The 20,827-nt window shown below is 69.4% G+C and carries 19 protein-coding genes, 1 tRNA gene and 1 pseudogene; 13 read left to right on the top strand and 8 right to left on the bottom strand.

Annotated features, from left to right (window positions below):
* Positions 1-64: 64 nt before the first annotated feature.
* Together AB0F38_RS23250 and AB0F38_RS23245 are read right to left on the bottom strand one after the other, a co-directional pair.
* Positions 65-1,339, bottom strand: coding sequence for an HTTM domain-containing protein (locus tag AB0F38_RS23250; protein WP_361896551.1), 1,275 nt, complete (start codon positions 1,337-1,339; stop codon positions 65-67).
* Positions 1,336-2,268 carry a DUF5819 family protein gene (locus tag AB0F38_RS23245; protein WP_361896878.1) on the bottom strand — a complete coding sequence of 311 codons (933 nt, stop codon included), beginning with the start codon at positions 2,266-2,268 and terminating at the stop codon, positions 1,336-1,338. Before AB0F38_RS23245 ends, AB0F38_RS23250 begins: the two co-directional genes overlap by 4 nt.
* Positions 2,269-2,383: 115 nt before the next feature.
* Between AB0F38_RS23245 and paaA the strand changes: the two genes are divergently transcribed.
* Genes paaA through AB0F38_RS23220 form a run of 5 tightly spaced genes read left to right on the top strand, consistent with a single transcriptional unit; the run spans position 2,384 to position 5,953 of the window.
* Positions 2,384-3,415, top strand: a complete 1,032-nt coding sequence (gene paaA / locus AB0F38_RS23240) for a 1,2-phenylacetyl-CoA epoxidase subunit PaaA (protein ID WP_361896549.1) — start codon at positions 2,384-2,386, stop codon at positions 3,413-3,415.
* Positions 3,412-3,702 (top strand): 1,2-phenylacetyl-CoA epoxidase subunit PaaB, encoded by a 291-nt coding sequence (paaB, locus tag AB0F38_RS23235; protein ID WP_361896546.1) that lies wholly within the window; start codon positions 3,412-3,414, stop codon positions 3,700-3,702. The genes paaA and paaB overlap by 4 nt, the downstream gene beginning before the upstream one ends.
* Positions 3,699-4,400: a 1,2-phenylacetyl-CoA epoxidase subunit PaaC gene (gene paaC / locus AB0F38_RS23230; protein WP_361896543.1), complete on the top strand. Its 702-nt coding sequence runs from the start codon at positions 3,699-3,701 to the stop codon at positions 4,398-4,400. The genes paaB and paaC overlap by 4 nt, the downstream gene beginning before the upstream one ends.
* The gene (paaD, locus tag AB0F38_RS23225; RefSeq protein WP_361896540.1) at positions 4,394-4,891 is read left to right on the top strand and encodes a 1,2-phenylacetyl-CoA epoxidase subunit PaaD; all 498 of its coding nucleotides are present in this window, start codon (positions 4,394-4,396) and stop codon (positions 4,889-4,891) included. Before paaC ends, paaD begins: the two co-directional genes overlap by 7 nt.
* Positions 4,892-5,953, top strand: coding sequence for a 2Fe-2S iron-sulfur cluster-binding protein (locus AB0F38_RS23220; protein ID WP_361896537.1), 1,062 nt, complete (start codon positions 4,892-4,894; stop codon positions 5,951-5,953).
* A 100-nt stretch (positions 5,954-6,053) separates the two neighbouring features.
* Here the strand turns inward: AB0F38_RS23220 and AB0F38_RS23215 are convergent, their stop codons facing one another.
* The 4 genes and pseudogenes from AB0F38_RS23215 to AB0F38_RS23200 all read right to left on the bottom strand — a co-directional run.
* On the bottom strand, positions 6,054-6,398 hold the full coding sequence (locus AB0F38_RS23215) for a rhodanese-like domain-containing protein (RefSeq protein WP_361896534.1): 345 nt from the start codon (positions 6,396-6,398) through the stop codon (positions 6,054-6,056).
* Between the two features lie 46 nt (positions 6,399-6,444).
* Positions 6,445-7,446 carry a J domain-containing protein gene (locus AB0F38_RS23210; protein WP_361896531.1) on the bottom strand — a complete coding sequence of 334 codons (1,002 nt, stop codon included), beginning with the start codon at positions 7,444-7,446 and terminating at the stop codon, positions 6,445-6,447.
* Positions 7,447-7,504: 58 nt separating this feature from the next.
* Positions 7,505-8,965 (bottom strand): DUF2252 domain-containing protein, encoded by a 1,461-nt coding sequence (locus AB0F38_RS23205; protein ID WP_361896528.1) that lies wholly within the window; start codon positions 8,963-8,965, stop codon positions 7,505-7,507.
* 355 nt (positions 8,966-9,320) lie between these two features.
* Positions 9,321-10,264, bottom strand: a pseudogene (locus AB0F38_RS23200) (hypothetical protein); the annotation flags it as partial.
* A 79-nt stretch (positions 10,265-10,343) separates the two neighbouring features.
* Here AB0F38_RS23200 and AB0F38_RS23195 point away from each other — a divergent pair.
* Positions 10,344-10,784: a MarR family winged helix-turn-helix transcriptional regulator gene (locus AB0F38_RS23195; protein WP_361896525.1), complete on the top strand. Its 441-nt coding sequence runs from the start codon at positions 10,344-10,346 to the stop codon at positions 10,782-10,784.
* Between the two features lie 39 nt (positions 10,785-10,823).
* Here AB0F38_RS23195 and AB0F38_RS23190 read toward each other — a convergent pair whose 3' ends face one another.
* Complete coding sequence (locus AB0F38_RS23190) at positions 10,824-11,168, bottom strand: helix-turn-helix domain-containing protein (protein WP_361896523.1); 345 nt, start codon at positions 11,166-11,168, stop codon at positions 10,824-10,826.
* A 154-nt stretch (positions 11,169-11,322) separates the two neighbouring features.
* On the opposite strand from AB0F38_RS23190, the gene AB0F38_RS23185 reads away from it, so the two are divergent.
* Positions 11,323-11,934 (top strand): NAD(P)H-dependent oxidoreductase, encoded by a 612-nt coding sequence (locus AB0F38_RS23185; protein ID WP_361896520.1) that lies wholly within the window; start codon positions 11,323-11,325, stop codon positions 11,932-11,934.
* Positions 11,935-12,302: 368 nt separating this feature from the next.
* On the opposite strand, the gene AB0F38_RS23180 is transcribed toward AB0F38_RS23185, so the two are convergent.
* A tRNA-Leu gene (locus AB0F38_RS23180) sits at positions 12,303-12,385 on the bottom strand.
* 315 nt (positions 12,386-12,700) lie between these two features.
* Between AB0F38_RS23180 and AB0F38_RS23175 the strand changes: the two genes are divergently transcribed.
* From AB0F38_RS23175 to pknB, 6 genes are all read left to right on the top strand, one after another.
* The gene (locus AB0F38_RS23175; RefSeq protein ID WP_361896517.1) at positions 12,701-13,531 is read left to right on the top strand and encodes a DUF3662 and FHA domain-containing protein; all 831 of its coding nucleotides are present in this window, start codon (positions 12,701-12,703) and stop codon (positions 13,529-13,531) included.
* A gap of 10 nt (positions 13,532-13,541) precedes the next feature.
* A complete protein-coding gene (locus AB0F38_RS23170; protein ID WP_028441640.1) occupies positions 13,542-14,057 on the top strand; it encodes an FHA domain-containing protein in 516 nt (171 codons plus the stop codon).
* A 129-nt stretch (positions 14,058-14,186) separates the two neighbouring features.
* Complete coding sequence (locus AB0F38_RS23165; protein WP_361896513.1) at positions 14,187-15,677, top strand: Stp1/IreP family PP2C-type Ser/Thr phosphatase; 1,491 nt, start codon at positions 14,187-14,189, stop codon at positions 15,675-15,677.
* Between the two features lie 23 nt (positions 15,678-15,700).
* A complete protein-coding gene (locus AB0F38_RS23160; protein ID WP_361896510.1) occupies positions 15,701-17,101 on the top strand; it encodes an FtsW/RodA/SpoVE family cell cycle protein in 1,401 nt (466 codons plus the stop codon).
* Entirely contained in the window at positions 17,098-18,555 is a 1,458-nt protein-coding gene (locus tag AB0F38_RS23155) for a penicillin-binding transpeptidase domain-containing protein (protein ID WP_361896507.1), read from the top strand. The genes AB0F38_RS23160 and AB0F38_RS23155 overlap by 4 nt, the downstream gene beginning before the upstream one ends.
* 168 nt (positions 18,556-18,723) lie before the next feature.
* Positions 18,724-20,694 (top strand): Stk1 family PASTA domain-containing Ser/Thr kinase, encoded by a 1,971-nt coding sequence (gene pknB / locus AB0F38_RS23150; RefSeq protein WP_361896504.1) that lies wholly within the window; start codon positions 18,724-18,726, stop codon positions 20,692-20,694.
* The last annotated feature ends 133 nt before the right edge of the window (positions 20,695-20,827 follow it).

Raw genomic sequence — 20,827 nt, 5'->3', positions numbered from 1 at the left:
GGCACCGCCGCCGTGCCGGGCTCTTCGGTCGCCCCGGGCTCTTGTGTACTGCCGGTCTCGCTGGTCACCCGACGAGCGTATGGCCACCGCCGGCACCGGACTGCGCCGCCTCCTGCCCGCCCGCGTCCGCCCGGCGCGGCCCGGGTACCACGGCCTTGCCCGCAGAGCGGGAGAACAGCCGCTGCCGACCGAGCGCCACCTTGCCGCCCATCCACACCAGGAAGACCGTCGGCAGGAACACGGCGTCGGCGGCGATCATCGCCATCGAGAAGAACGGCAGCCCGAGCAGGACGGCGATCCCGGCGTGCTCGCCGATCATGACGACCAGCAGGACGTTCTTGACCCGGCGGTTGAACAGCGTGAACGGGAACGCGACCTGCACGATGACCGTGGCGTACGTCAGCACCATGACCGCGAGCGCACTGGACGCGAGGAGCCCGGAGAGGCCGGGCCACGGGGTGAAGTAGTCCAGCTTGAGCGGGTAGTAGAGCGCGGTGCCGTCCTGCCAGCGGGAGCCCTGGATCTTGTACCAGCCGGCGGTCGCGTAGATCAGGCAGACCTCTGCCATGATCACGACGAGCGCGGCGTTATGGGCGAGGTTGGCCAGGACGTCGAGCAGGGTGCGCAGTTCACGGTCCGCGGCCTGACGGCTCAGGGCCCACCATGCGGCATTGCCCACCCACATCACCCACAGGAGGGACGGCAGCCACCAGGTACCGCCGAGCCCGCCCATCACCGTGGCCGGGAGCAGCACCAGGCCGAGCGCGGCCCACAGAAGAGGTCCCGTGACGTCCCGTGCCGGCCGGCCGCCCTCTGCGACACGTGCCGCGTTCCGTGCGGCACGGCGGGCGTCCAAGGACCACACCCGCGCGCAGCGCGTCAGCACCAGGTAGATCGCCATCAGGTGGATGACGTTGTCACCGCCGTCACCCATGAAGATGCTGCGGTTCTGAAGCGAGAGCACCCCGGCCATGAACAGGACGGACGTGACCCGGGTCCGCCAGCCGACCATCAGCAGCGCGGCCGACACGAGCGTGAGCGCGTACACGATCTCGAACCAGACGGCGCTCTGCGACCACATGAGCACGGTGAAGGAGTCGTTGTTGCTGATCAGCCGGCGCGCCATGTCCCAATGCCAGGGGCCGTCGGGGCCGTACAGCTCACGCCGGTGCGGCAGCTCGCGCAGCAGGAACAACAGATACGTGGCCGAGACACCGATCCTGACGACAGCGCTCTGGTACATGCCGAGGGGTACGGCCGTGATGCGCTGAACCGCGCGGGCCGCCGACGAGGGGCCGGTACTCCGGGTGTTGCCGCGGACCTGGACGGGAGCGCTCACTTCTCCGCCTCCTCGCCGTGTGATGCCTGGTCTTCCCCGGCCTTCGCGGGGAGATCGGCAGATGTGACGGTCCACCACGGGAGGACCCGGTAGCTCGGCTCTGTGCTGATCTTCTCGTCGCTCCAGGGCGGGGCGCCGACGGCTCGCACGGCGGACCGCACCTGGATGCGCTCCACGGTGCCGCCGTAGTCGCGCTCGGACAGGCGCAGCATCACGATCCTGCGGATGTAGCGCTCGGACAGCTCGCCGCGCAGCCCGTTGGGGCGGTTCTCGTTGGTGTGCGACCCGGTGTAGAAGTCCCAGGCGCGGCGCAGCTCGTTCTGGTGGACATGACTGGGCAGAGGGTTACCGCGTATCGCCTCGCCGTCCTCGTGCGTCAGGCTCATCCAGCGCGTGGTGGTGCGGCCGTCAGCACCGGCCACTTCGGCCCGTACGTGCACGTAGATGTTCTGCTGGAGCGGATTGGGGGCGAACAGCTTCCAGTTCTGCTCGAACTCCGGGTAGATCCAGTCGTCGACCGCCTCGCCGTGCTGCTTCGTCAGCGTGTTGGACGGTGCGACGTGCAGAAACACCATGGCCAGATGCCCGCAGACCAGGAGACCGATGACGGACAGCGCCAGCGCCGCGACGATCTGGTAGGGAAGCGAGAGCGCGGCTATCCCTGCCCCGGTGCGGCGCACGGCGGGCCCGGTACCGGCGCCTGGGTCCAGGCAGTCCGTCGGGCCGGCGCCGGCCGGTATCCCGCCGTCCGGAGCCGCGTCCGGTATCCCGTGAGGTACGGCGTCCGCATCCGCCCGGCTGTCCCCGCCGTCCGGCGACGGGGCTGCGGCGTCCGGTCCACCGTCCGGACCTGTGTCGGGGTGGCTCTTCACCTCCGGCCAGGCGCCCTTCTTCTCGCTTCCGGCGCGCCCACCGTGGTCCGCATCCATCCCGCCCCGATCACCGTCGATCACCACTCAGTTATCCACAGGGTTGACACCCTACGGGCCAGCGACTCACCATTGAAGTCAAGGAACCGAACGATCGGTCGGTAGGGAGCGCGGGATGGCGGCAGTGACTGCGGACCAGAAGACGCAGGGGACAGCAGGCACGGTGGACGACGCGGCAGCCGAGGCCCGCACAGCGGCGTTCGACGCCGCAGTGGCCGCCGACGACCGGATCGAGCCGCGGGACTGGATGCCCGACGCCTACCGGGCCTCGCTGGTCCGTCAGATGGCCCAGCACGCCCACTCAGAGATCATCGGCATGCAGCCCGAGGCCAACTGGATCACGCGGGCGCCTTCGCTGCGCCGCAAGGCCATCCTGATGGCGAAGGTGCAGGACGAGGCGGGACACGGGCTGTACCTGTACAGCGCCGCCGAGACGCTGGGCACCAGCCGCGAGGAGCTCCTCGACAAGCTGCACGCGGGCAGGCAGCGCTATTCGTCCATCTTCAATTACCCGACGCTGACCTGGGCGGACGTCGGTGCGATCGGCTGGCTGGTGGACGGCGCCGCGATCACCAACCAGGTGCCCCTCTGCCGCTGCTCGTACGGCCCGTACGCCCGGGCGATGGTCCGGATCTGCAAGGAGGAGTCCTTCCATCAGCGCCAGGGGTACGAGCTGCTGCTCGCCCTCAGCCGGGGGACCGCCACGCAGCACGAGATGGCGCAGGACGCGGTCAACCGCTGGTGGTGGCCGTCCCTGATGATGTTCGGCCCGCCCGACGACGCTTCGGCGCACTCGGCGCAGTCCATGGCCTGGAAGATCAAGCGGCACTCCAACGACGAGCTCCGCCGACGCTTCGTCGACATCTGCGTACCGCAGGCTCAGGCGCTGGGCCTCACCCTCCCGGACCCCAACATCAGGTGGAACGAGGAGCTCGGACAGCACGACTACGGGGCGATCGACTGGACGGAGTTCCAGGAGGTCCTCAAGGGCAACGGCCCGTGCAACGAACAGCGGCTCGCTCAGCGGCGCGCGGCCCACGAAGAGGGCGCATGGGTGCGCGACGCGGCGGCGGCCTACGCAGAGAAGCACACAGCACAGACCGGTACGTCCGGAGCGACCGCACAGCCCGTGGAGGCGACCGCATGAGCAGCTCGACCGACTGGCCTCTGTGGGAGGTGTTCGTGCGCTCACGGCGCGGACTGTCCCACACCCACGCAGGCAGCCTGCACGCGCCGGATGCCGAGATGGCCCTGCGCAACGCACGCGATCTCTACACGCGCCGTTCCGAGGGCGTCTCCGTCTGGGTGGTCCCGTCCACCGAGATCACCGCCTCCTCGCCGGACGAGAAGGATTCGTTCTTCGAGCCCGCCGGGGACAAGCCCTACCGCCACCCCACGTTCTACGAGATCCCCGAAGGGGTGAAGCACCTGTGACCGCGGCCCTCGCCCTCGGCGACGACGCGCTGGTGCTGTCGCACCGGCTGGGGGAGTGGGCGGGTCACGCCCCCGTCCTCGAAGAGGAGGTGGCCCTCGCCAACATCGCCCTGGACCTGCTGGGACAGGCCAGGATGCTGCTCTCGTTCGTCGGGGACGAGGACGAGCTGGCCTTCCTCCGCGAAGAGCGCTCCTTCCGCAACCTTCAGCTGGTGGAGCAGCCGAACGGCGACTTCGCCCACACCATCGCCCGCCAGCTCTACTTCTCCGTCTATCAGCATCTGCTGTACGAGCGGCTCGCCGCCGGCGAGGGTGAGTTCGCGGACCTCGCGGCCAAGGCCGTCAAGGAGGTCGCCTACCACCGCGACCACGCAGAGCAGTGGGTCCTGCGGCTCGGCGACGGCACCGCGGAGAGCCATGAGCGGATGCAACGCGGCCTGGACGGGCTGTGGCGGTTCACCGGCGAGCTGTTCGAACCCGTCGAGGGCGTGGACGTCGACTGGCAGTCGCTGCACGGTGCCTGGCTGCCCGCCGTCACCTCCGTCGTCGAGCGGGCCACCCTGACGCTTCCCTCAGGACCGCAGTCCGGGGCCTGGACGGCGGGGGCGGGCCGGCAGGGGCTGCACACCGAGCCGTTCGGCCGGATGCTGGCCGAGATGCAGCATCTGCACCGCAGCCACCCGGGGGCGTCATGGTGACCGAGACCCTGCTGGAGGCGGAGCTCCACCGGCTGGCAGGCTCCGTGCCCGACCCGGAGCTCCCCGTCCTCACCCTGGACGAGCTCGGCGTACTCCGCGGTGTGCGGATGCACGGCCCGGACAAGGTCACCGTGCAGCTCACTCCGACGTACACCGGCTGCCCGGCGATCGAGGCCATGTCCGCCGACATCGAGCGAGTACTGCACGAGCACGGCGTGGCCGAGGTCTCCGTGGTCACCGTGCTCGCCCCTGCCTGGTCGACGGACGACATCACCGACGAAGGACGGCGCAAGCTGGCGGAGTTCGGCATAGCACCGCCGCGGCACAGCGGCGGGCCCGGCGGCCCGGTGCCGCTGACCCTCTCGGTGCGCTGCCCGCACTGCGGTTCCACCGAGACGGAGCTGCTGAGCCGGTTCTCCTCCACCGCGTGCAAGGCGCTGCGCCGTTGCGTGGACTGCCGCGAACCGTTCGACCACTTCAAGGAGTTGTAGATGTTCCATCCGCTCCGGGTCAGCGCCATCGAACGGATCACGGACGATGCGGTGGCCGTCACCTTCGCCGTACCGCCCGAGCTGCGCGAGACCTTCCGGCACAAGCCCGGCCAGCACCTGAATGTGCGCTACAGCGTCGACGGTGAGGAGATCCGCCGCTCGTACTCGATCTGCGCACCCGCCACCGAGGAGCCGGGCGGTCCGGTGCTGCGTGTGGGCATCCGTCTGGTGGACGGCGGCGCCTTCTCCACGTACGCCCTCAAGGAGCTCGCGGTCGGCGACCGGGTGGAGGCGATGGCCCCCATGGGCCGCTTCGTCCTCGACCCGCGCCCCGGCCATTTCGCGGCGGTCGTCGGGGGCAGCGGCATCACGCCGGTGCTGTCGATCGCGGCGACGCTGCTGGCGCGGGAGCCCGGGGCGCGCTTCTGCCTGATCCGCAGTGACCGGACCGTGGCCTCGACCATGTTTCTCGACGAGGTGGCCGACCTCAAGGACCGCTACCCGGACCGCTTCCACCTGGTGACCGCACTGTCCCGGGAGGAACAGGCCGCCGGGCTTCCGTCCGGCCGCCTGGACCGCGAGCGGCTCATCGGGCTGCTGCCCGCGCTCCTGCCGGTCGCCGATGTCGACGGCTGGTTCCTGTGCGGACCGTTCGGACTGGTCAAGGGCGCGGAGGGTGCGCTGCGGGCGCTGGGGGTCGAACGGTCCCGCGTCCACCAGGAGATCTTCCATGTCGCCGACGAGGGAGCGGATCTGCCCACGCCGGCCCGGGCCGACGCACCGGCGGAGAGCACGCTCACGGCGACGCTCGACGGCCGCTCGGGCAGCTGGCCGGTCCAGGAGGGCGAATCGCTGCTGGAGACGGTGCTGAGGAGCCGCTCGGACGCCCCCTACGCCTGCAAGGGAGGAGTGTGCGGGACCTGCCGGGCCTTCCTGGTCTCGGGCGAGGTGCGGATGGACCGCAATTTCGCTCTGGAACCGGAGGAGACCGGGGCAGGCTTCGTGCTCGCCTGCCAGTCGCACCCGGTGACCCCGGACGTGGAGCTCGACTTCGACCGCTGATTCGACCGCTGGAAGGTCCGGCCCGATTCGCCGCCCGCACCGGCTCGGTGCGGGCGCACCGCGGCCGGACCGGGTCCCCCGGCCCTCGTCCGCAGGCGCGTCAGAGAACGAAGGCCGACGTCCCGTCGTCCGCGACCATCGGGCGCCCGGCACCATCCCAGGCGAGCATCCCGCCGTCGATGTTCACGGCGTCGATGCCCTGCTGCACCAGGTACTGGGTGACCTGAGCGGACCGGCCGCCGACCCGGCACATCACATGGACGCGCCGACCGTCGTCAGCCGCCTCGGTCAGCTCGCCGAAGCGGCCCACGAAGTCGCTCATGGGAATGTGCAGAGCACCCTCGACATGCCCGGCCGCCCACTCGTCGGCCTCACGCACGTCCAGCACGAAGCCGTCCGACGGCACTGCCGCGACATCCACCGAGGGCAGCGGAGCGAAATTCATGGGTCATGCCTTCTCTCGTAGGTACGCGCCACAGTCACCGGAAACGCTACTGCACCAGGCCCGCCAACTCGTCCTCCCGCTGGGAGACCTCGGCCAGCAGCTTCTCGCCGATGTCGTCCAGCAGCCCGTCGGGGTCGTCGGGCGCCATCCGGAGCATCGAGCCGATCGCGCTCTCCTCCAGCTCACGGGCGAGAACCGTGAGCAGTTCCTTGCGGCGGCTGAGCCACTCCAGCCTGGCGTAGAGCTCCTCGCTCTCGCTCAGCTGCAGCTCCGGTGCCACGGGCCCTGCTTCCCACTCCCCCGCCAGCTCCGTCAGCAACGCCACGTCACCGCGTCCGTAGGCCGCGTTGACACGGGCGATGAACTCGTCCCGCCGTGTCCGCTCCTTCTCGTCCGGCGCCAGGTCGGGGTGAGCCTTGCGGGCCAGCTCCCGGTAGAGCTTGCGCGCCTCCTCACTCGGCCTGACCCGCTTCGGGGGCCGGACCGGCTGCTCCGTGAGCATGGCCGCGGCCTCGGGCGACAGTCCGTCGGAGTCCATCCAGTCATGGAAGAGCTCTTCGACCCCAGGCATCGGCATGACGATCGCCCGGGCTTCCTGCGCCTTGCGCAGATCCTCCGGATCGCCGGTCCTCGCGGCCCGGGCCTCCGCGATCTGCGCGTCGAGCTCGTCCAGGCGTGCGTACATCGGGCCGAGCTTCTGATGGTGGAGCCGGGAGAAGTTCTCGACCTCGACCCGGAACGTCTCCACCGCGATCTCGAACTCGATCAACGCCTGCTCGGCCACCCGGACGGCCCGCGCCAGCCGCTCCTCGGGCCGGGGCACACCGGCTTCACCCGCCGATCCGCCCGCCGCACCGGCAGTCCCGCCAGCGGCTGCCTCGCCGGCCGCGTCGCCGGTGAGGGAATCGGCCTGTGGCGCATCGTTCGGATGGCTCCGCAGGTCGCCCCGCGACACCTCCTGCGCGTGCCGCAGCTCGTCCTGCCGGTTCTGGTCCTGCCGGTCTTCGTCGTTCCGGGTGGTCGGCACCCCGGCGGCTTCGTCGGTCACTCGTCCAGCGTATGGCCACCGCCCGCACCGGAAGGACGCGCGGTGGCCGCGACGCCCGTCAGACGCCGAGCTCGGCGTCTATACGCCCGGCCCGGACGGCCCGTACGAGCTCGGCGTGGTCCGCCTCGGTCCGGTCCGCGTACGTCACCGCGAAATCGGCCACCGCTTCGTCCAGCTCTGCGTTCTTCCCGCAGTAGCCGGCGAGCAGCCGGGGATCGGCGCTGTGCGCGTGTGCCCGGGCCAGCAGAGCACCGGTCATCCGCCCGTAGTCGTCCACCTGATCCGCCGCGAGAGCGGCGGGGTCCACGCTGCCCTTGCGGTTCCTGAACTGGCGCACCTGGAACGGCCGGCCGTCGACCTCCGCCCAGCCGAGCAGGATGTCGCTGACGACCTGCATCCGCTTCTGTCCGAGCACCACCCGGCGCCCCTCGTGCACCACCACCGGTACGTCGAAGCCGACCTGCGGGAGATAGGGCGAGAGCGCCGAGGGGCGGGCCTCCTTCACCTGCAGGACCAGCGGCTCACCACGGTGGTCGAGCAGCAGCACCACGTACGACCGGGTCCCCACGCTGCCCGTTCCCACCACCCGGAACGCCACGTCGTGGATGGCGTACCGGGCCAGCAGCGGCACCCGGTCCTCGGAAATCGTCCCCAGGTAACCCTCGAGACCCGCCGCGACGGCCGCGGCCTCCGCGTCCGGCACCCGGCGGAGCACGGGCGGTGCGTCGACGAAACGGCGCCCACCTTCCTCGGTCTCCTCCGTGGACCTGGCGGCGAACCGCGCACTCGTGTTGTTGCGGGCCTTCGCCGAGACCCGTTCCAGCGTCCCCAGCAGGTCCCGCGCATCCGTGTGCGAGACGAGCTCCTCGTCCGCGATGGCGTTCCAGGCGTCCAGCGCGGGCAGTCCGGCCAGCAGACGCATCGTGCGGCGGTACGCGCCCACCGTGTCGTACGCGCCCTGCCGGCAGGTTTCCTCGTCCGCACCGGCCAGGCGGCCCGCGAGCACGAGTGAGGTCGCAAGCCGTTTGAGGTCCCACTCCCACGGGCCGAAGACGGTTTCGTCGAAGTCGTTCAGATCGATGACCAGGTTTCCGCGGGCATCGCCGTAGAGACCGAAGTTGGCCGCGTGCGCGTCACCGCAGAGCTGCGCGCCCACGCCGGTGACCGGCGTGCCCACCAGGTCATGGGCCATCAGCCCGGCCGCCCCGCGAAGAAAGGCGAACGGGGTCGCCGCCATCCGCCCCACCCGTATCGGTGTCAGCCCGGGCACCCGGCCGGCGTTGGACTCCTCGACCGCCCGCACAGCATCGGGCCGGCCGGAGGGCAGGACCAGCGAACTGTGTGAGGACCGCGGCACCTTGAGCCTCAGCGCCCTGCCTGCCGTCTTCGGAGATCCCACCCCGGCCGCCGCCGGCGCCGGACCCCGTCCCGCCCGCTGCGCGAACCCGGGAACGACCGGAATGCGCGGGTCTCCCGCTGCCGCCTGCCGCACCGGCACCGTCGCATCGACTTCGCTCATGGAGCGCCGCCTCCCCCGCCTCGTTCAGCCCGCTGTGTCCGACATCAACCGCGGATGACGGTACAGCTGTCCCGCCGGAGCCGTCTGCCCCTGTGGACAACCCCGGAAGCGACCTGGGGACAACTTCCCGAGCGCCTCATACGGACCGGTAGGAACAGCGCGGCAGAGCGTCACCCCGACCGCCTCGCCCATCTCCTCGTCGGCACCGGCGGCCCCGGGAGCGGCACCCGTCCTCGCCGAAGCAGGGGTCCCCCTCCGATACGGCCCGGCCTCCGCCGGCGGGACGGCTGCCGCCCGGCCGCGCTCGGCAGCCACGCGGCGCCCCCTCGCCCCGGTCCACACCCACGGCAGCCGGCCCTGCCACGAACCAGAGCGCCAGAACCAGCACATGGCCGCCCAGTCCGTGGTCCCCGAAGTACACGTGGCTGCGGACCCCTTCGAGGAAGCCCGCACCGTTCCGGAGGCGTGCAGGGCTCCGAAGAACCCGGGCTGGAGCTCGGGCCGCAGGACCCCGCCGGAGCTCGTGAAGTTGAGCATGACGAAGAGCACCATCACACCGAGCGTGGTCCACCGCTTGAGCAAGGTGTGCAGCCCGGACCCCGATCAGCAGGATTCCCGCCGAACAGAGCCACACCATCACTCAGAGCCCGCCGAGCCCGTGGTCCACGAGGCCGAACAGCGGCCCCGCGAACACCACGCCGATCGCACCCCGACCACGAGCGAGGCACCGAGAGCCGGAGCGGCCCTGGACCGCATCGCCAGCAGCGCGCCCGCACCACCGGTCACCGCGAACGACGCGTACGACGCGTCCGACCCGATGCTCACGGCCACCAGCAGGAAGAAGAGCCCTTGGCCGGGGATCGCCGTCCGCCGTGGGCGCCACGTCCGTCACCATCAGGGGTGCTCCCTGACCGGCGGCAACCTCGGTGAAGACCCTCTGGACCACCGTGACACCGGTGTCCGACGAGGCCGTGGCCACCAGCAGCCCGGGAGTCCTGCCCGGCAGGTAGGCGCCGTAACTCTGCTGCGTCCGGAGATGGTTCACCGCAGTGTCGCGGTCGGCTACCGTACGCACACTCAATGCACCGTCGCCCCTGTCCTGCAAGGTCTGTGCGAGCACGTGGGCGCTCGCCCCCGAGCCGACGACGTCCACCTTCAGGTCGTGCGGCTCCGGGGCGTGAGAGGCACCCAGGCGAGCCCCATGCCGACGCACATCAGCAGCGGCGTAACGAGATGACTGAGCACATGACGCAGCGCACCGGCAGTGGTGCCGGACGCCCCGTTCGGGACTGCGGACATTCGGCCGACCTCAATGGGTGGCTTTTACAACTCAATATCCGATGCATTATACAACTAAAATTTTGGGAAAGGTGATTCCGTGGCAGGCGCCCCCCGGGAACGCGAAGAGTCGCTGGATGTCATCCAGCGCGAACTGACCGCCTTCGCCCGCCGTGCGCGCGCAGCGGCGGCACGACTCCACCCGGATCTGCCCCTGGTCTCGTACACGCTGCTCGCCCACATCGACTACCGACAGGGGTGCCGCGCCACCGATCTGGCCGCGCACTACATGCTGGACAAGTCGACCGTCAGCCGACAGGTCGCAGCCCTGGAGAAGCTGGGTCTGGTCGAACGCCACCCCGACCCGGACGACCATCGCATCCAGGTACTGCACCCCACGCCCGCAGGCACCCAGGCACTGGCATCGACCCAGGCCAGCCGTCGCGCCGCCTACCGGGAACGCCTCGGCGAGTGGACGGCGGACGACCTCGCCCGCTTCGCGCAGTACCTGCTGCGTTACAACTCGACCGACCCGCGCTAGAGGATCATCCGCACCGCCGCCGGGCCACCCGGCGGCCGGTCAGCAGCCCCCGGACTCCGGCAGATACGCGTCCGCCCACCGCCCCAGCTCCTTGAGCGCCGGACCCATGGCGGCACCGGCCTCCGTGAGGCGGTACGAAACGCGCAGCGGGGGCCCTTCGTCGACTTCGCGCACCACGAGCCCCGCCGCCCCCAGCTCGGAGAGCCGGTCCGACAGCATGCGCTCACTGATCCCCGGAACAGCCCGCCTCAGATCCGCGAAGTGCACCGGCTGCTGCATCAGCACCGAGACGATCGGGCCCGTCCAGCGCTTCCCGAACAGCTCGAAGACGCGGCTGATACCCACATCCACGCGCCGACAGGCCTGCTCGCTGTGATCCGCCATGTCACCCAGAGTACTGCGTCCCCGTGAGGGGCTAATAAAAAGTAAGTGACTGTGTTATCAATAGCTACATACGAAACCCAAGCGCATCGCCCGGCTCGGGTGCGTCGTGAACCCGCCGCGCCCGGGCCGCCCATCGATTCTGTGGAGATCCCCCATGGTCACGCTCCTGCATCTCGACTCCGCCGTATTTCCCCAGGGCTCCGCGTCTCGCGACGTGACCGCCGCGTTCGTCGCGGCCTGGCGCGAGCAGCACCCTGACGGCCGGGTCGTGTACCGCGACCTCGCCGCCGAGCCGCTGCCCCACCTGGACGCCTCGGCCGTTGCCGCCGGCGCCGAAGACGCGCTGCGCGGCGAGCTGGCCGCCGAACTGGCCTCGGCCGACGCCGTGCTGATCGGCGCGCCGATGTACAACTTCTCGATCGCGTCCACCCTGAAGGCCTGGCTGGATCAGGTGATCATCGTCGGCCACAACACCGGCCCCGACAGCCCCCTCGCAGGCACTCCCGTGACCGTCGTGGCCAGCCGCGGCGGCTCATACGCGCCCGGCACCCCGCGCGAGGACTTCGAATTCGTCCAGACCTACTTGGACAAGGTGCTGACGGGCATGCTGGGCGCCGAAGTCGATTTCATCGTGCCGGAGTTGACGCTGGCCCGCTCCAAGCCCGAGATGGCCGAGCTCATTCCGCTCGCGGACGCCTCCCGCGCGAAGGCCTTCACCGACGCCGAGGAGAAGGCCAAGCACCTCGCGGTGCGCCTCGCCGGCTGAAGGCCCGGATACTCCCGAGCCAGCAGCAGGGCAGACCGACATGCGGGCCTGCTCCCGATCTCTCGAACCACTCGATACGGCACGGACCCGACGTTTCACGTGAAACAGCGGCCCCAGGCCGGAGGCGGCCGTGCGGACACCCACAGGCAGGCCGTGCCTGACCGACGCACGACCTACGGCCACGGGACGGACGGGCCAAGCAGGCCGACGTCCGGGCCGCATCCACCGGCCGGACGGGCAAGTCCGCCAGCGAAAGGGTGCACACATGGGACAAGGAGTCCATGGATAACGAAGAACCCCCGCCCCGGATCTCTCCGGGGCGGGGGTTCTGTCGAACCAACCCGGCAGCTGCAAGCAACTACCCGTTGTGCGCGAGGGGGGATTTGAACCCCCACGTCCCTAAGGACACTGGCACCTGAAGCCAGCGCGTCTGCCGTTCCGCCACTCGCGCATGAGTGGTGTTTTCAGACTCTCTCACCGTGTGGTGCGAGCGCCTGGCGACATCCGGAAGATTAGCACGCTGGACAGGGTGGATTCACATCCGTTGTTTCGCCGGACCCACGAGGGGAACCGGGAACGCGGGAAGCCTGCCCCCGCTCCTCCTGAGTGCACCCCGAGTGCGGGACACTGTCAGGAAGGCACCTCTACGATCCGTGTGAGAGGTGACACTCGTCCACTGTGCAGACAAGGGGAACCAGCCGATTTCCCGACGCGTGGATACGATCAGTAAGCAGTGCAGGGATGACGACACCGGAGGAGGTGCCCCATGGGAGTCATGAAGCGTTTCGAGCAGCGTCTCGAAGGTCTGGTCAATGGCACCTTCGCCAAGGTCTTCAAGTCCGAGGTGCAGCCGGTCGAGATCGCGGGAGCCCTCCAGCGCGAGTGCGACAACAACGCGACGATCTGGAACCGCGAGCGGACCGTCGTACCCAACGACTTCATCGTCGAGCTCAGCACCCCCGACTACGAACGCCTCAGTCCGTACTCGGGTCAGCTCGGCGACGAGCTGTCGAGCCTCGTCCGGGACTACGCCAAGCAGCAGCGGTACACCTTCATGGGACCGATCAAGGTCCATCTGGAGAAGGCGGACGACCTCGACACGGGGCTCTACCGCGTACGCAGCCGGACCCTGGCATCGAGTTCGTCACAGCAGGGCCAGCAGAGCGGCCCCGCCCCGCAGGGGCCAGGCGGTTACGGCTACCCGCCTGCCTCTCCTCCGCCCATGCCCGCGGCCCCGCCGCCGGGCGCAGGGCGGTCAGGAGGCCCGGTGGCCGACTGGCGCCCCCCGGCGGCGTCCGGCCCCGCGCCGGACGCGCAGGTGCGGCGCTGGGTCGAGATCAACGGCAACCGCCATCAGATCTCCCGCCCGACGTTGGTGATGGGACGAAGCACCGACGCCGACGTGCGGATCGACGACCCCGGCGTATCGCGCCGGCACTGTGAGATCCGGACCGGAACGCCCTCGACGATCCAGGATCTCGGGTCCACCAACGGCATCGTGGTGGACGGGCAGCACACCACCCGCGCTACGCTCCGCGACGGCTCGCGGATCGTCGTGGGCAGCACCACCATCGTTTACCGGCAAGCCGAAGGGTGAAGCGGGGGCAATGTCAGAGCTGACCCTGACGGTCATGCGGCTAGGTTTCCTAGCTGTTCTGTGGCTATTCGTAATCGTGGCCGTCCAGGTCATTCGCAGCGACCTGTTCGGAACGCGCGTCACGCAGCGCGGCTCACGCCGTACTGCCAACGACACGCGCCCTCAACAGGCTCGCCAACAGCAGGCAGCGCCGCCTCAGCAGCGCCAGCAGTCCGGGCGCCAGCGCCGCGGGGCGCCCACGAAGCTGGTCGTCTCCGAAGGCACGCTCACCGGCACCACCGTCGCTCTCCAGGGCCAGACCATCACCCTGGGCCGGGCGCACGACTCAACGATCGTGCTGGACGACGACTACGCGTCCAGCAGGCATGCCAGGATCTACCCGGACCGTGACGGCCAGTGGATCGTCGAGGATCTCGGGTCCACCAACGGCACCTATCTCGACCGGACCCGGCTCACCACCCCGACACCTGTTCCGCTGGGCGCGCCGATCCGCATCGGCAAGACCGTCATCGAGCTGCGGAAGTAGTACGACAATGAGCGAGCGGAGCGAGCGAGCCGCGGCGGTCCTGACGAAGGAACCGCCCCGGCTCCCGACCGGAGGGTGGGCAGTGTGGCTCGAGACCGGCTGTACCCCGAGCCGACGGGCGAGGTGCGCATGAGCTTGTCCCTGCGCTTCGCCGCCGGATCCCACAAGGGCATGATCCGGGAGGGCAACGAGGACTCCGGCTACGCCGGTCCCCGCCTTCTCGCCATCGCCGACGGCATGGGCGGCCAGGCGGCGGGAGAGGTCGCCAGCTCCGAGGTGATCTCCACGCTCGTCCAGCTCGACGACGACGTCCCGGGCTCCGACATCCTCACCGCGCTCGGTACGGCGGTCCAGCGTGCCAACGACCAGCTGCGCGTCATGGTCGAGGAGGACCCCCAGCTGGAGGGCATGGGCACGACGCTCACCGCCCTGCTCTGGACCGGGCAGCGCCTCGGACTCGTCCACGTCGGCGACTCCCGTGCGTACCTGCTGCGCGACGGCGTACTGACGCAGATCACCCAGGACCACACCTGGGTGCAGCGCCTGGTCGACGAGGGCCGGATCACCGAGGAAGAGGCCACCACCCACCCCCAGCGCTCCCTGCTGATGCGGGCCCTGGGCAGCGGCGACCACGTCGAACCCGACCTCTCCGTCCGTGAGGTCCGGGCCGGTGACCGTTACCTGATCTGCTCGGACGGGCTCTCCGGCGTCGTCTCGCACCAGACGATGGAAGAGACCCTGGCCAGCTACCAGGGCCCGCAGGAGACCATCCAGGAGCTCATCCAGCTCGCTCTGCGCGGCGGCGGCCCCGACAACATCACCTGCATCGTCGCCGACGTCCTGGACGTCGACAACAACGACACCTTGGCCGGGCAGCTCAACGACACCCCGGTCATCGTCGGCGCCGTCGCCGAGAACCAGGCCGCCCAGCTGAGCGACGGCGGCGCCATGGAAACCCCCGCAGGGCGCGCGGCCGGCCTCGGCCGCCCCGTCCCGCCGCCCGCCGGAGGCTTCGGCCCGCCCGGCAGCGGCGACGAGATGGGCTACGGCTCCGGTCCCGACGACGCCTTCGGCTCGTACACCGACGACGACTTCGTGAAGCCGCGCGGCGGCCGGACGTGGCTGAAGCGGTCGTTCTACATCGTTCTCGCCCTGGCCGTCATCGGTGGTGGCGTCTACGGCGGCTACCGCTGGACCCAGACGCAGTTCTACGTCGGCGCCAAGGACGAGAACGTCGCACTGTTCCGCGGCATCAGCCAGGACCTCGCCTGGGTCTCGCTCTCGAAGGTCGAAGAGAGCACCGAGATCGAACTGAAGTACCTCCCGCCCTACCAGCGCAAGCAGGTCGAGGCGACCATCGCCGAGGGCAACCTCACCGATGCCCGCGAGAAGGTCGGCGAGCTCGAGACGCAGGCCTCCGCCTGCAAGAAGAACGCCCAGCGCCGCGCGGCCGAAGCGGACAGCAATGCCGCCAAGGACCCGAGCAAGACACCCGACACCGCCGACAGCACTTCCGCCACGTCCTCCGCCGAGGGGACCAAGACGACCGCGACTCCCACTCCCGGCCCCAGCCTCTCGGAGGAAGAGAAGAAGCTGGTCCCGCAGTGCGGTAAGCAGTAAAGCCGTAGGGGGCCTTCAGCACCATGAGCGTTGTCACCAACACCACGACCATCGGCGCGATCGACGCGCCGAGCCGTCGCAACACCGAGCTGGCGCTGGTCGTCTTCGCCGTACTGATCTCGGTGTTCGCGTACGCCAACGTGGGCCTCGCCCTCAACGGCGCACTGCCAGCCGGCATGCTCGGATACGGGCTCGGCCTCGCCTTGCTCGGCGGTGTCGCGCACCTCGCCGTGCGGAAGTTCGCGCCGTACGCGGACCCGCTGCTGCTCCCGCTGGCGACCCTGCTGAACGGGCTGGGCCTGGCGATCATCTGGCGGCTGGACCAGTCCGAGAGAATGCAGGCGCTCAAGACGTACGCGCCGGCCGCCTCGAAGCAGCTGATCTTCTCCGCGATCGGCGTGGCACTGCTGGTCGGCGTGCTGATCGCCCTGAAGGACCACCGCATCCTGCAGCGCTACACCTACATCTCCATGGTGGTGGCGCTGATCCTGCTGATCCTGCCGATGTTCTTCCCCGCCGTGAACGGTGCGAAGATCTGGATCCGGCTCCCCGGTGTCGGGACGATCCAGCCGGGTGAGTTCGCCAAGATCGTCATCACCGTCTTCTTCGCCGGCTACCTGATGGTCAAGCGTGACGCGCTGGCCCTGGCCAGCCGCCGTTTCATGGGGCTCTACCTTCCCCGTGGCCGCGACCTCGGTCCGATCCTGATGGTCTGGGCGTTCTCGATCCTCATCCTGGTCTTCGAGACAGACCTCGGTTCGTCCCTGCTGTTCTTCGGCATGTTCGTCGTCATGCTGTACGTCGCCACCGAACGCACCAGCTGGATCGTCTTCGGCCTGCTGATGTCCGCCGTGGGCGCGGTCGGTGTGGCGCTCTTCGAACCGCACGTCCAGCAGCGTGTCACCGCGTGGCTCGACCCGTTCGCCGGGTACGGCAAGCTGGCCGCGAGCGAGCAGATGGCCAAGTCCCTGATGGCGTTCGGCTCCGGCGGCACGCTCGGCACCGGACTCGGCCAGGGCAACTCGGACCTGATCGGCTTCGCCGCCAACTCCGACTTCATCCTCGCCACCGTCGGCGAGGAGCTCGGCCTCGCCGGGATGATGGCCGTCCTGCTCGTCTACGGCCTGATCGTCGAACGCGGCGTCCGTACGGCTCTCGCCGCCCGCGACCCGTTCGGCAAGCTCCTGGCCATCGGCCTCTCCGGCTCCTTCGCCATCCAGGTCTTCGTCGTCGCCGGCGGTGTCATGGGCCTCATCCCGCTGACCGGTATGACGATGCCGTTCCTCGCGCAGGGCGGCTCGTCCGTGATCGCCAACTGGGCACTCGTCGGCATCCTCATCAGGATCAGCGACACCGCCCGCCGTCCCGCTCCGGCCCCCGCACCGTCCACGGACGCCGAGATGACCCAGGTGGTCCGACCGTGAACAAGCCGCTCCGCCGGATCGCGATGTTCTGCGGGATCCTGGTCCTGGCCCTGCTGGTGCGCACCAACTACCTCCAGTACGTCCGCGCCGACGAGCTCAACTCCAACGAGCACAACCGCCGGGTCGAGATCGAGCGCTACGCGCACGAGCGCGGCAACATCATCGTCGACGGCGAGCCCGTCACCGGTTCGGTCGAGACCACGGACAGCGACTTCAGGTACAAGCGCGTCTGGAAGAACGGCCCCATGTGGGCGCCCGTCACCGGCTACTCCTCGCAGGCCTTCGACTCCTCCCAGCTGGAGAACATCGAGGACGGCATCCTCACCGGCAACAGTGACCAGCTGTTCTTCGACCGGACGCTCTCGATGTTCACCGGCGAGAAGAAGACCGGCGGGAACATCGTCACCACCCTCGACGGCGCCGCCCAGAAGGCCGCCTTCGAAGGGCTCGGCGACAAGAAGGGCGCCGTCGCCGCGATCGATCCGCAGACCGGCGCCGTCCTGGCGCTGGCCAGCACCCCCTCGTACGATCCCTCGGTCTTCGCGGGGAACTCGCTCAAGGACTCGGACGCCCGGCAGAAGCTCCTGAACGACAAGGACAAGCCGATGCTGAACCGGGCCCTGAGGGAGACCTACCCGCCCGGCTCGACGTTCAAGGTCGTCACGGCCGCCGCAGCGCTGGAGAACGGCCTCTACACCGACATCGACGCGAAGACGGACTCCCCGCTGCCCTGGCGGCTGCCGCAGTCGACCAACCTGCTGCAGAACGAGGGCAGCATCCCGTGCAAGGACGCCTCGCTCCGGGAAGCACTGCGCTGGTCCTGCAACACCGTCTTCGGCAAGCTCAGCGACGACCTCGGCAACGAGAAGATGATCGAGCAGGCCGGCAAGTTCGGCTTCAACGAGGAGATCTTCACCCCGGTCCGCGCCGACGCCAGCGTCTATCCCAGGGACAACCGGCCGCAGAACGCCATGGCGGGCATCGGCCAGGCGTCCAACCGGGCCACCCCGCTCCAGATGGCCATGGTGGCCGCCGCGATCGCCAACGACGGCAAGCTCATGCAGCCGTACATGGTCGCCCAGCGGCAGGCCCCGAACCTGGACGTCATCTACACCCACGAGAAGGAGCAGCTCAGCCGGCCGCTCTCGGGTGAGAACGCCCAGAAGGTGCAGCAGATGATGGAGACCGTCGTCGAGAACGGCACGGGAACCAAGGCGCAGATCGACGGCGTCACTGTCGGTGGCAAGACCGGAACCGCACAGCACGGCCTCAACAACAGCGAGAAGCCGTACGCCTGGTTCATCTCGTACGCCAAGACCGACAGCGGCTCCCCGGTCGCGGTCGCCGTGGTCGTCGAGGACGGCGATGCCAACCGGGACGACATCTCCGGCGGCGGCCTGGCCGCACCGATTGCCAAGAATGTGATGAAGGCGGTACTCGACGGAAAGAAGTGACAACCGTCACAACTTCTGTCCACACCAGCACATTGGGATACCGGTCGGATATCAGCTGACGGGTGCGGGGCGATCACGTCGGGCACGCCCGGTAGCGTATGCGCGAACAGCGCACCGCCGGACCACACACGGGTGCGGTCGGGACTGACGGAGAGGGCTGGATCAGTTATGGAAGAGCCGCGTCGCCTCGGCGGCCGGTACGAGCTGGGCTCGGTGCTCGGCCGTGGTGGCATGGCCGAGGTCTACCTCGCGCACGACACCCGGCTCGGCCGCACCGTCGCTGTGAAGACGCTGCGGGCCGATCTCGCCCGCGACCCGTCCTTCCAGGCCCGGTTCCGCCGTGAGGCCCAGTCGGCCGCCTCGCTCAACCACCCCGCGATCGTCGCCGTCTACGACACCGGTGAGGACTACGTCGACGGCGTTTCCATCCCGTACATCGTGATGGAGTACGTCGACGGCTCGACGCTCAGAGAGCTGCTGCACTCCGGCCGCAGGCTGCTGCCCGAGCGCATCCTCGAGATGACGGTCGGCATCCTCCAGGCGCTGGAGTACTCGCACCGCGCCCAGATCGTCCACCGCGACATCAAGCCGGCGAACGTCATGCTGACGCGCACCGGCCAGGTCAAGGTCATGGACTTCGGCATCGCCCGCGCGATGGGCGACTCCGGAATGACGATGACCCAGACCGCGGCCGTCATCGGCACCGCCCAGTACCTCTCCCCGGAGCAGGCCAAGGGCGAACAGGTCGACGCACGCTCCGACCTGTACTCCACCGGCTGTCTGCTCTACGAACTGCTCGCGGTCCGGCCCCCGTTCGTCGGGGACTCGCCGGTGGCGGTCGCCTACCAGCACGTACGGGAAGAACCACAGCCGCCGAGCAACTTCGACCCCGAGATCACGCCCGAGATGGACGCGATCGTGTTGAAGGCGCTGACCAAGGACCCCGACTACCGCTACCAGTCGGCCGACGAGATGCGCGCCGACATCGAGGCCTGTCTCGACGGCCAGCCGGTCGCGGCCACGGCGGCGATGGGTGCCGCGGGCTACGGCGCCTACGGCAACGACCAGCCCACCACGGCCCTGCGCCCGACGGACCCGGCCGGTGCCCAGACGTCCATGCTGCCCCCGGTCAACCCGGACGACGGCGGCTACGGATACGACGACCGGCCGGACCGCCGACGCCAGAAGAAGAACAACACCTCGACGATCCTGCTGGTCGTCGCGGGCATCCTGGTGCTCATCGGCGCGATCCTGATCGGCCGTTCGGTCTTCGGCTCCACCGATGGTGGCAGCGGGGAGATCGATGTACCGAACCTGGTCGGATCCACGGTCGCGGAGGCACAGAGGACGGCGGACAACGCCGACATCGTCCTGAAGGTGGGTTCGAAGGAGCCCTGCGAGGAACAGGCCGCGGACAAGATCTGCAGCCAGAGTCCGGCGGACGGCACGATCAAGGCGGGCGAGACCATCACGGTCGTCGTCTCCACCGGAGCGCCCAAGGTCGAGGTGCCGGACGTCCTGGAGAAGTCGGAGGACAACGCCCGGAAGGCCCTGGAGGAGAAGGGCTTCACGGTCAAGGTCGAAGCGGTCGAGTCCGAAGCGACCGCGGGCACGGTCACCAAGCAGAACCCGGAACCGGGCGCGAAGGCCGAGAAGGACTCCGAGGTCACGATCACGGTGGCCAAGGAAGCCCTGCTGGACCTGCCGGTGCTCAACCGCACGTATGCCGAGGCCGAAGCCCAGCTCAGGGGCATCGGATTCACCAACATCCAGCGCGAGGACGTCGACTCGCAGCAGCCGAAGGACACGGTCGTCGGGCAGACCCCCGCAGGGCCGAGCAAGCAGGCCAAGGACGCCCAGATCGTCCTGAAGGTCTCCAAGGGGCCCGCGCAGCCGGAGCAGGTGACGATCCCGGGTGACATCGTCGGCAAGCGGTTCCAGGAGGTAAAGGCCCAGCTGGAAGGCATGGGTCTGGTGGTGGCACTCGCCGCCAACTCGTCCGACAAGCCGAACGCCGTGGTGATGCAGAGCGCCCCGGGGGCGAACAGCCCGGTGGCCAAGGGCAGTACGGTCACCCTGACCACCATCGGCGGTGGTGACGACAACATCTTCGGAGGCCCGTCCGGTTTCTCGGACTGACCTGCGCAACACACGGCGAAGGGCCCCGGTCACCTCAACTTGGGTTCTAACGGTCCTCGCAACACCCGCGATCTGTGGGAGTTGCGAGGACCGTGGTCGTTGGACGCGATGACGTTGCGAGGCTGAGGGAGCG

The organism is Streptomyces sp. NPDC025273 (assembly GCF_040638585.1).
GTDB lineage: Bacteria > Actinomycetota > Actinomycetes > Streptomycetales > Streptomycetaceae > Streptomyces > Streptomyces cinereorectus.
The sequence above is the reverse complement of the archived record's forward strand: the minus strand, read 5'-3'. Positions and strand labels throughout refer to the sequence as shown.